We start from the raw sequence: 4,237 nt of genomic DNA on the forward strand, positions 1-4,237 counted from the left end.
ATCAGCCGGAGCAGAGCACGACGGCGCAAGAAAAATGCGATTCGCGTTAATTCGCGGAGGCGTGCAAGCCGAAGGCTTGCGTGCCGCCTCAAATGAGCAAAGCTCATTTGGGCTTATTCGCGGTTGGTTTTTTTCATCCATCCAAACCTGACCATCTCCCTTCCGAATTAGATTGTGATAAACACAGCGGAATTCCTAAACAAAGAACATCATCATGATCCAAAGCTGAAAGATCCCGGAAAAAAGGAGAGGTGTTTATTGGAAGAATGTCATCTTCCGAACTTTGAACCGGATACGGCGATCGTGATGATCAGGACGACGAGTCCTGCCACGATTTTATCCAGCACTGAGGGTGCGTATTTCATACTGGATTATTGCCTCTATATTATCATAAATGCGGCGTTAACTACAAAAATATTGTTAGTTATCCAAATATTCGAATGATCAGGCAAATAATATCCGATGCCTGGAATGCTCATGTTTCCATGGCGATGCGTTCGCCGCCGCCCACTTCTCCACGCTCCATTCTGAAATAGGCATCATTGGCATCCGGGCTGAGCGAGTAGTACGAGATCCCTCCTTCTTTCACCTCGGTAAGTAACCGGCCGTCGAAATTCTTCAGATGAAAATACACGGTGTCCGGAGATTTGCCGATGATCCCGGCGATCTCGTGACGTGTCAGGTTTGGATGAAGATATAATGTTTTGAAAATCGAGCCGGTGGTTTCATTTTCCAGAATGCTGTATACGACCGGTTCTAAGGATTCCTGATCGATCGGGTGTGCCGAATAATACGTTTTTCCGTTCACTTCGGCTGCAAATATTTTCTGCTCGATCTGGAGCCGGTGAAGCTGATAGGCAACGGATCCCCGGGAACTCTCCACCCCGTTGACGATCTGTTTTTGCGAGCAGAATTTGTGCTGCCGAATGTAGGCGAGGATCTTTGCCGGGGTCGACTCCGGATTTTTTTCGGGAGATTTCCGGCGGCAGAAGACGATGAAGGTACCGCAGATACCAAAGATCGTAGTAAGAAGCGGAATCATCATTGTTCTGGTCATGTCTCCAAGAGGCGTTGGTTCAAAGTAGTCAAAGTATGAGCCGATATAGATGGGAAGCACCTCTTTCCAGTAAACAAGGTTCAGCCATCCGGTAATAGTCACTCCCTCAATTCCGTCATCGACAGGAACTATCTCATAGTCGATCGGGGTTATTACCAAGTCATCTTCGCCGGGATAAGTATAATAGAAGTCAAAGGCACTCGCTGGTCCACATACACCTGCAAGTACGCAGAAGATCACAACCCATAGGAAAAAGTGAATTTTGTGTCTAAACAGCATAGAATTGTAATGTGTATGGCTGAGTACCGCTCACCGATGCCCCATTAATAGATATTGTCCATAGGCCTGCTGCAAGGTTTCCGCTTATGGCAAGGGGAATCACTCCATTTGCTACTCCATCAAATGAATCGTAATACGGTCCATATGAAGATTCATCCGGTTTTTTTATCAGCATGTAGAGAGTATTTTGCGTATTTCCCCATGAGAGAGCAATCTCAATTCTTGTTTTACCGGCAGGAAGGAGATATGAGTGACTCTTCCATTCCCCTTGGGTAATTGTATCGTAGAGCGGCGGAGCTTTGCTGCTATCGGTAAATTTGTACCAGGGAGTTATCGTATACTTTGCGGCATTCTCAGAAAAATCAGCTGCACCCGCAGGCATTACACAGCATGTGGTCAAAAGGAGCATGCCGATCAACAGAATCTGTATCTTCATACGTTGGTATGTTCTGTTGTTTCTTTGTTATAAATACATTGAGCCTAGTATCCAATTCTGCCTCTTTCCCTTTACCTCTTGAATACATGAATTGGAATCTATGCTCAATGTATTGATAATAGATGAAAAAGAAGGGATAGGTGTGGATTGAGTTACAATCTACAAGATTATCAAAACGAGGGTTTTCCTCTGGTGTTGCTTACGTATCTGCGATGAGGACTCCCTCAAACGAGATTAAAATGAATTTTACTAAACGACGTATTGAAATTATATCACTTCTTCTGCTCATAATTGCAGTAATTTTTATTTTTCCAATAAGTGCAGAAACTGCAGACGGTGATAGCGTACCAATTTTTACCCTCCCTGGTAAAACAACGATTTATGACATGAAAATGATTACAGAAGAATCAGAATCATCTATAAATTACGAATCTTTGAAGATTCCAGAAAGTGTTATAGCCTCATCTGATGCCAAAAAAGCATCAGGCGAGATAGCAAAAGATTCAGAAATCTATGATGTGATTTGTTTCAACAACCCCATTCCCAACCGTCAGGCTGAAATCACACTTCCAATCACATTATACGGAAAAGACTATCTTCTTCTCCTTAAAAGAATGAATTTTGAAAACATTGATGATGGTATTGATTCCTATGAGGGCGTGATTTCAGGCATTGATGACTCGCATGTTGTTTTGACCGCAGATATGGATAATATTCTTTGTGGATTTATAAGCTATCCTGGTGAATACATCACCATCTCTGCAATTCAGGCAAGTGAAAACAGCCGAACAACTGGTATGCCATTGCATATCGTATATTCAGAGTATGATATGCTTCAGCCGGATGAACCGATCGAATTCTGCGGAGTCAAAGATCAGATTCAAACGGCCCCATTATCTGAAAATATCGTAAAATCAGCTGGATCAAACTCAAAGGGACCATATGACACGATTTATGTTGATGTACTTGTTGTAACCGACGACGCTTTTTACTCTAGTAGCTGGGTAACAATCGCTCAAAGTTACATTGCAACAGCAAACTCAGTCACCAGTTATGGTAGAGATGACGTAAAAGTTGTTTTAGTACCGCATTATGATGTCTCTCAAAAATCTCAGTTAAGTGCTAATTCTTCAATTACTACATATCCTTTAGAGACTCTGGCATATTATTATCCGCTGTCGACTTTAGACTCTTTGAATGTTGATTTGTGTGTTTATCTTGGGGGATATGATATTGAAGGGGTGAATTATAAAGCTCAAGGATTATCATGGGGATATGATACCAGATATGCCTGGTCTCAAATGGTTATTGATTGGAGTGGCCCTGTTTATAATGGAAACGATTATTCAAGGACTTACAGTATCATTCATGAAATTGGACATTGTTTTGGAGCAGTACATGAACAAACATACACATGGTGGTTGCTTAATGTAAGAAATACTGTTATGCTAAGTGAATATTATGGGTATCCATTTAGCTTACTCGAGTTTTCCTCACCATCTTATAATGGGGATGCAACACATAATAATGCACAGATAATTAGAAATAATAAAACCAGTGTAAGTTTGTACACGTAAAATACATCTATAATCATGACTGAACATACCAAAAACACAAAAGCAAGCGTCATCTGCATGGCACTCATCTATCTACTGCCGCTATGCGTTTTTTCGGCATATTTCTCATGGAGTATATCTTTGCCAAATGCCGTCACCGATGGTCTGTTTGCGTCTCTATTTTTTATTCTGCCGCTCGCAGTCCTTATCGGGGTGATAATGTATAAGAAAACGCTCGGCAGAGAAAACACGACATGGTTCACGGTCCTTATAATTGCCCTTGTTCTTTTGCTCGTCATCAACATCGGAATGGGCATCACAAATATCATCGACGGAGCATTCACTTCTTCTCAGTCAATGCTGACGAATTTCCTGCGAATGCCGGTTTTGGTCACCGCCCTCTACTTCTTCCTGATCCTTGCCCCCCTCTTCTCCCTTGTTGTCCCAAGACTCTGCGAAGCACGAAAACCGCAGAAGATCCTGTCGGGAGTCTCGAAAGGGTTTGCCGTATTCAGCATCTTCTATCTGATCTATGCTATGTTTCGTGGAATAGCAGGAGATGCATATGATGTTGTTGTCCCCGGAATGCCTCCCGCTTATCCCTGGTATATATCCCCGGTATTTATGTTGACCCTCTCCATTATCTGGGTCGTTTTCGGTCTCGCGGTTGGAGCCTGCATGATTTGGCTGTGTCGAAAATCTGAAAATGATGTATGCATGCGTAACGAATGTGATGAAAAATGAACACAATACAGAATCCAAACAGACCTGATATTTGAATACTACAATCTGCGGATGTGATCCCCTCCCTCTATTTTCTCACTATTTGTCTCACGATTCCGACGGATACATTCTGCATTGGAGTCTATGCTCAATGTATTGATAATAGATGAGGGAGAAAGGGTAGTT

The 4,237-nt window shown here is 42.4% G+C and carries 4 protein-coding genes; 2 read left to right on the top strand and 2 right to left on the bottom strand.

The window, feature by feature from the left end; all coding sequences use genetic code 11:
- Positions 1-475: 475 nt before the first annotated feature.
- The gene (locus tag H575_RS06370) at positions 476-1,216 is read right to left on the bottom strand and encodes a winged helix-turn-helix transcriptional regulator (RefSeq protein WP_042699688.1); all 741 of its coding nucleotides are present in this window, start codon (positions 1,214-1,216) and stop codon (positions 476-478) included.
- Between the two features lie 109 nt (positions 1,217-1,325).
- Positions 1,326-1,772, bottom strand: coding sequence for a hypothetical protein (locus tag H575_RS06375; protein ID WP_052319998.1), 447 nt, complete (start codon positions 1,770-1,772; stop codon positions 1,326-1,328).
- 239 nt (positions 1,773-2,011) lie between these two features.
- Between H575_RS06375 and H575_RS06380 the strand changes: the two genes are divergently transcribed.
- Together H575_RS06380 and H575_RS06385 are read left to right on the top strand one after the other, a co-directional pair.
- Positions 2,012-3,349: a zinc-dependent metalloprotease family protein gene (locus tag H575_RS06380; RefSeq protein WP_162139406.1), complete on the top strand. Its 1,338-nt coding sequence runs from the start codon at positions 2,012-2,014 to the stop codon at positions 3,347-3,349.
- A gap of 15 nt (positions 3,350-3,364) precedes the next feature.
- Positions 3,365-4,072, top strand: a complete 708-nt coding sequence (locus H575_RS06385; protein ID WP_042699694.1) for a hypothetical protein — start codon at positions 3,365-3,367, stop codon at positions 4,070-4,072.
- Positions 4,073-4,237 lie beyond the last annotated feature (165 nt).

The sequence above is a fragment of the Methanocorpusculum bavaricum DSM 4179 genome (assembly GCF_000430905.1).
Lineage (GTDB): Archaea > Halobacteriota > Methanomicrobia > Methanomicrobiales > Methanocorpusculaceae > Methanocorpusculum > Methanocorpusculum parvum.

What these genes read in the sequence shown, in the direction of transcription:
- H575_RS06380 (WP_162139406.1), top strand. Translation starts at nt 2,012, where the DNA reads ATGAATTTTACTAAACGACGTATTGAAATTATATCACTTCTTCTGCTC.
- H575_RS06385 (WP_042699694.1), top strand. Translation starts at nt 3,365, where the DNA reads ATGACTGAACATACCAAAAACACAAAAGCAAGCGTCATCTGCATGGCA.
- H575_RS06375 (WP_052319998.1), bottom strand. Translation starts at nt 1,772, where the DNA reads ATGAAGATACAGATTCTGTTGATCGGCATGCTCCTTTTGACCACATGC.